This window comes from Gemmatimonadota bacterium, from assembly GCA_016209965.1.
GTDB lineage: Bacteria > Gemmatimonadota > Gemmatimonadetes > Longimicrobiales > RSA9 > JACQVE01.
Genome location: JACQVE010000088.1, coordinates 1 through 5,937, shown reverse-complemented (window position 1 = coordinate 5,937; position 5,937 = coordinate 1). Strand labels below are relative to the sequence as shown.

General features: G+C 69.8%; 4 protein-coding genes. 2 read left to right on the top strand and 2 right to left on the bottom strand.

Going from position 1 to position 5,937, the window contains the following annotated elements:
* Positions 1–63 precede the first annotated feature (63 nt).
* Positions 64–519, top strand: a complete 456-nt coding sequence (locus tag HY703_03670) for a hypothetical protein (protein ID MBI4544275.1) — start codon at positions 64–66, stop codon at positions 517–519.
* Positions 520–648: 129 nt separating this feature from the next.
* Here the strand turns inward: HY703_03670 and HY703_03665 are convergent, their stop codons facing one another.
* Positions 649–1,398 (bottom strand): NTP transferase domain-containing protein, encoded by a 750-nt coding sequence (locus tag HY703_03665; GenBank protein MBI4544274.1) that lies wholly within the window; start codon positions 1,396–1,398, stop codon positions 649–651.
* Positions 1,399–1,422: 24 nt separating this feature from the next.
* Entirely contained in the window at positions 1,423–2,889 is a 1,467-nt protein-coding gene (locus HY703_03660) for a phosphotransferase (GenBank protein MBI4544273.1), read from the bottom strand.
* Positions 2,890–3,610: 721 nt separating this feature from the next.
* Here HY703_03660 and glgP point away from each other — a divergent pair.
* A partial coding sequence (gene glgP, locus HY703_03655) for an alpha-glucan family phosphorylase (protein MBI4544272.1) occupies positions 3,611–5,937 on the top strand: 2,327 nt, incomplete at its 3' end.

The window sequence follows — 5,937 nt, the reverse complement described above, 5'->3', positions numbered from 1 at the left end:
TGCATGATTTCCTGCTCCGGCTCACGCCGGTGCTGCAGCAACTGATCTGAAGGGCGGCGATCCGTGGACCGGCGCGACTACATCCTGCGCCTGATCGAGCAGATCGGGCAGATGCTGATCGCCCTGCGCAAGATGATCGTGGGGCGGTCGGCGTCCGCCCAGGAGGTCGAGGCGGAGCTCAAGTCGGTGGCCGCGCGCGTGGGGCTGGACCTGGAGATCGCTCGCCTGGCCACGCCGGAGACGCTGGGACTGCTGGTCGCGCCCACCGGGGAGGTCAATCCGACCAACTGCTGGGCGCTGGCGGAGATGCTCTACCTGGACGGGCTGAACGCCGAGCTCGAGGGGCGCGGCGACGCGGCGCGGACCAGCTACGACAAGGCCGTTCGCCTGTTCTCCCTGCTCGAGCCGGGCGGCGCCTTCCTGGTGGGCTGGCCGGAGGCGGGGGAGCGGATCGAGGAGATCCGGGGGCGAGTCGAGGGGCTCGCCTCATCCGGGGGAGCCGGGCCACCCGAGGGTTAGGTCCATGAGGGCGGCGTCCGCGACGGACAATGCATTTTTCGGGGAACGGGTTGGGGCCACGAGGTCCCCCGACTTCGCGCCCCTTCGGGGCGCTCCGCTCGGGATGACAACAGGGGCACTGGCAGCCGACTACGCTCGCCCCGCGACGTCGTCGCCCCCGAGATTAGCCACCCCCGCTTCCGCCGCCGCCAACCTCTGCGCATCGCCAATGTCGAACCAGGCGGCACCGTCCACGCGGTAGGGCAGGATCTGCCACCGCTCTCCAGCCAGGCGCAGATAGGGCTCGAAGATCGAGAAGACCCCTCGCTCGGTGATGAGATCGAGTAGGCGTGGGGAAACCGCCTGCACGCCACAATAGGGCAGTTCCCGCATGCTCCCCACCGCGGACCTGGCCCAGCTCACGGTTCCCGCGCGCAGGTCCCGCCGGCCGCAGAGGCCGAGATCATCGAAGAGCAGCCGGCGCGCGGCCTCGCGCTCCATGACCGCCAGCGTGGCCAGCACCGTGGCGCCGGCGGCGAGCTGGGCCGCGGACAGCTCGCGCAGCGGCAGGTCGGTCAGCACGTCCACATTGTGCAGGAGAAAAGGCGCGTCGCGGCGGAGCAGCGCCGCGGCTTGCAGCAGTCCGCCGCCGGTCTCGAGGGGGCGGTCCGGCTCGCGGGAAAACACGACCTCGGCGCCAAAGCCCCCGCGCTCGGCGACGAACGCCTCGATCTGCTCGGAGTGGCGGTGCGTGTTGATGACCAGACGGTCCGCGCCCGCGTCCACCAGCCGGCGCGCGACCCGCTCGAGCATGGGGACGCCGCCCACGGGAATGAGCGCCTTGGGGGCGTGGTCGGTGAGCGGCCGCAGCCGGGTGCCCAGCCCGGCGGCGAAGATCATGGCATCCATTTACGGTAAGGCGCCCTACGCCGCCTCGCCCGAGCGGCTGCGCGCCTCGGCCCAGGCCGGCTCCTCGCGGTGGCTCACCCGGACGTTGACCTTGGGGAAGCGCTGGCGGAGGTGGCGGGCCAGCCGGTCCGCGAAGTAAACGGAGCGGTGCTGGCCGCCCGTGCAGCCGAAGTCGACGCTCAGGCTGGTGAAGCCGCGGCGCGTGTAGGCTTCGATCTGGGCATCGATCAGGCCGCGAACATTGTCCCAGAACGCCGTCGCCTCCGGCTTCGACTCGAGGAACTCCACCACCACGCCGTCCAACCCGCACAGGCCGGCAAACTCCGGGTTGCGCCCCGGATTGGGCACGCCCCGGCAGTCGAAGACGAAGCCGCCGCCGTGGCCGGTCGCGTCCTGAGGGTAGCCCGCCTTGTAGCTGAAGCTGCCGATATGCACGGTGAGCCCGGGCGGCAGCCGCTCCGTGTCGCCCCGCAAGCTGGGGGTGTTGGTGATGCGGTCGAAGACGGCCTCGATCTCCGGCAGCCGCACGGGCAGCAGTTGCTCCTCGAGAATCCGCTCGATGTTGCGCACCGCGTGCGGCACGCTCTGCAGGAAGTGCGTCTTGCGCTCGAAAAAGCCGCGGTAGCCGTAGGCGCCCATGGCCTGCATGATGCGCACCAGCACATAGCCGCGGTACTGCTCGTGGAACTCGTCGCGCTCCACGGGCAGGCGCTCCGCCAGAAGGTCCAGGTACTCGTCCAGCAGCAGCTCCCGCACGTCGTCCGGGATGGCCGCCTTGGCGTCGTAGAGCAGCGAAGCAATGTCATACTGTAGCGCGCCCCGCCGGCCGCCCTGGTAGTCGATAAACCAGGGCTCGCCGTCCCGCAGCATGATGTTCCGCGATTGGAAATCCCGATACAGGAAGTGCCTGGTGTCCGCGCCCAGCAGGTAATCGGCCAGGCGGTGGAAGTCCTCCTCGAGACGCGACTCGTTGAAAGGGATGTGCGCGAGCTGCAGGAAATGGTACTTGAAATAGTTCAGGTCCCAGAGGATCGACTTCCGGTCGAAAGCCGAGTGGGGGTAGGCGACGCCGTAGTCCACGGCGCGCCCGCCCTCGATCTGGAAGCGCGGCAGCAGCGCCAGCACTCGGCGGTATGCGGGCAGGACCGATTCCGGCAAGCCACCGGCCTCCTCGGCCCGCGCCGCGGTGAGCGCCTCGAATAGCGTAGTATCGCCCAGGTCCTCCTCGAGGTAAACGCCCGCTGCCTCGTCCACCCGGTAGATCTCAGGGACGGGCAGGCCAATGCTTCGGAAAGCACGGGAGTAGGAAAGAAAGGCGCGATTCTCGTCGGGATTGGGGCCCACTACGCCGATGGCAGTGCGGCCATCCGCCGCCGTGACGCGGAAGTAGCGGCGGTTCGAGCCGTCCTGATGGAGCGGCCGCAGCGACTCGCCGGGCGCGCCGAAATGCTCGCGGAACAGCGTCAGAATCCGTGACTGCATGAGAGGAAGGCCCCGAGAAACAGCGCGCCCGGGCGGCCCGGGCGCTTCATCTGCGCCCGTGCACCCGGCGCTACTCCCGCCCAAACGAGCGTACACGTTCCCGCCGGTTGCACGAGCGCAGGCGTTAAGGATAAGACGCAGGAAGCGGACCGACAAGCGGGGGGTTCAGAGGGTGCCGCCCGATCGGCCCAAGAAGCTCGACGCGGGATCGTCCCGCCGCCGGCCGGGGTATTCTTAGAATCGGGTCCGGCAAAAGACGTGGCGCGCCTCCGCGCGACCGGCTCCGACGCACCGTGCCCCTTCGCTCACCGTGAGTTGTCCTTGCTGGATCTGGTGCAGCACCACCAATCGATCTCGATCTCTCTGGCTCAAGCTCAACACGTCCTCTCTCCGGGATTAGGGTCCGCTCGCAACGTAGCGAACAGATCCCGAAGGGGGGCTTTTCTACTTCATTCAGGGTAGGGCCCTTCTATTTCAACGTTACAGGGGTGTTCCAGCGGGGTGTTGCGCGCCTGCCAGCCGATTCGACATCTTTAGTCGGCTTCGGACGCGCCCGGTGGGCGCCCGGGGCGGTACCCGGGGCCGGACCCGGCCCCTACGCAGCAGTCGCGGGCTGCGGCTGCCTGCGCGTCCAGATTCCCATCCAGCAAAGTAGCGGCTCGGGGCAGCGCGGCCCCGCGGAACCACACGGTCAGGCTTGATGCGGAGAACTGACAGCGCGATGGAAGCCACAGCTCGCTCCGGCGTGCTTGCGCCGCAGCCGTTGCTACTCGAGCGCCTGCAGGCGATTGCCCACAATCTGCGCTGGACCTGGGACCCGGAGGCCGTCGAGTTGTTTCGCCGGCTGGACCCGGAGCTGTGGGAGCAGACGGATCACAACCCGGTGCTCCTGCTGGGCTTCCTGCACCCGGCGCGGCTGGAGGCGGCGCAGGCGGACGAGTCGTTCCATTCGGCGGTGGAACGGGTGGCCGTGGGGCTGGAGCGCTACCTGGCGGCGGAGTCGACGTGGTACCAGCGCCTCCAGGTCGAGGCGGCCGCGGCGGCGAAGGGGGATAACCCCGCCGCTCGCGTGTCCCTCAACGGCGGCGCGCCCGACGCGCAGCGGGCGTCCCGGCTGGTGGGGAGCCTCTCGGGGAACGGGGGCGGCCCTGCCGCGCTGCTCGCCGCCTACTTCTCGGCGGAGTTCGGCCTGGCCGAGTGCCTGCCCATCTTTGCCGGCGGGCTGGGCATCCTGGCGGGCGATCATCTGAAGTCCGCCAGCGACCTGGGCCTCCCGCTGGTGGGGATCGGGCTGTTTTACCGCCATGGCTACTTCCGCCAGCGGGTAGACGCGGCGGGCAGGCAGGACGCGCGCGTCGAGCGGCTCGAGCCGGGGGCGCTGCCCTTGACACCGGCACGCCGGCCGGATGGCAGCGCGGTCACCGTGCGCGTCCCCTTCCCGGGGCGGCAGGTCGAGGCGCAGGTCTGGCAGGCGCAGGTCGGCCGCACCTCGCTCTACCTGCTGGACACGGACGTAGCGGCCAATGATCCGGCGGACCGCGCCATCACCGCCCACCTCTACGGCGGCGACGAGGAGACGCGGTTGCAGCAGGAGATCCTGCTGGGAATCGGCGGCTGCCGCGTGCTGGAGACGCTGGGTCTCGAGCCCAACGTCTATCACCTGAACGAGGGGCACTGTGCCTTCGCGGCGCTCGAGCAGGTGCGGCGCGTCATGCAGCGGGAGCGGCTCGATTTTGCCCAGGCGCGCGAAGCCGCCGCGGCCAGCCTGGTGTTCACCACCCACACGCCCGTGCCCGCGGGGCACGACTACTTCCCGCCCGCGCGCATCGAGCGCTACTTCGAGCAGTACCGCGCAGAGCTGGGGCTTTCCGCCCGGGAGCTCCTGGCGTTGGGGCGCACGGATTCAGGCAACGCGGAGGAGGCCTTCTGCATGACGGCGCTGGCGCTGCGGCTGGCCGGGCACAGCAATGGCGTGAGCCGGCTGCACGGCGAGGTGAGTCGCGAGATGTGGCGGCCGCTGTGGCCCGGCATGCGCGCGGCGGAGATCCCCATCGGGCACGTCACCAACGGCATCCACCTCGGCTCCTGGATCGCGCCCGCATTGCAGCGACTCTATGACGCCCACCTGCCGGGCGAGTGGCGGGAGGCACCCGCCGGCTCCCAGCTATGGCGTCAGGTAGAGAGGGTCCCGGACGCCGAGCTGTGGCGGGCACACGAGGCGCAGCGCCGCGAGCTGGTCGAGTTCGCGCGCGGCCGGCTGTACGCGCAACTCGAGCGCCAGGGCAGGCCGCAGCCGGAGCTGGATGCGGCGGCGGAAGCGCTGGATCCCGGTATCCTGACCATTGGCTTCGGCCGGCGCTTCGCCACCTACAAGCGTGCGACGCTGCTGCTGCGCGATCCAGAGCGCCTGGCGGGTATCCTGAACCACACCGAGCGCCCGGTCCAGGTGATCTTCACAGGCAAGGCGCACCCGCGGGACGAGGCGGGCAAGGAGTTGATCCGGCAGATCGTCGACCTCAGCCGGCGGCCGGAGTTCCGGCGTCGCCTGCTGTTCCTCGAGGATTACGACCCCGCTGTCGCGCGCAGGCTGGTGCAGGGCGCGGATGTCTGGCTCAATACGCCCCGCCGGCCTAATGAAGCGAGCGGCACCAGCGGCATGAAGGCGGCGGCCAATGGCGTGCTGAACGTAAGCGTGCCCGACGGCTGGTGGGCGGAGGCCTGGGAAGATGCAGAGGCGGAGGCCGGCGCAAGCGAGGGGGATGAAGCCCGCCGGCTGACCATCGGCTGGGCGATCGGCGATGGCCGGCAGTATGCCGCGCCGGCTGACCAGGACGAGGTCGACGCGGAGGCGCTTTACCACCTGATCGAGCACGAGATCGCGCCGCTCTTCTACCGGCGCGAGCAGGGGCTGCCGCACGGCTGGATCGCGCGCATGAAGGCATCCATTGCCCGGCTGTGTCCCGAGTTCAACAGCCACCGCATGGTGGCCGAATACACCACCCGCTTCTACCTGGGGAACGCCTTAGGGTCGCCGGGGTACCCGGCCGC

Coding starts and splice junctions, on each gene's coding strand:
- HY703_03660 (MBI4544273.1), bottom strand. CDS start 2,889: ATGCAGTCACGGATTCTGACGCTGTTCCGCGAGCATTTCGGCGCGCCC.
- HY703_03665 (MBI4544274.1), bottom strand. CDS start 1,398: ATGATCTTCGCCGCCGGGCTGGGCACCCGGCTGCGGCCGCTCACCGAC.